Below are 266 nucleotides of genomic sequence, written 5' to 3'. Positions count from 1 at the left end.
GTTTGGCACATCATTGGTGGACCTTCTGGAGCTGATTCTTATAGTCAGATGATCGCAACCTACACGATGGAGAAGACCCGTGACATGATTGCGGATGCTGACCCTTACGGCGACGCCGAAAATGATTCTCAGTTTTGGCAACGAGTTCTAACTGGACTGGACGAAATCGTTAACAATGCTGAAGACGGTGATGATATCTTAATCACCGCTCATGGAACCTTTATTCGAAGCATCGTCAGTCGGTTTAGTGACATTGACATTAGTGA

At 45.9% G+C, this 266-nt stretch carries 1 protein-coding gene; it reads left to right on the top strand.

Features of this window, described 5'->3' with window-relative positions; translation table 11 throughout:
* The coding region (locus AC6UDE_RS07015) for a histidine phosphatase family protein (protein WP_500697035.1) at positions 1 to 266 on the top strand (266 nt) is incomplete at both ends.

Source organism: Fructilactobacillus sp. X2R5C3 (assembly GCF_059901325.1).
This window is presented reverse-complemented; position numbering and strand designations above follow the sequence as displayed.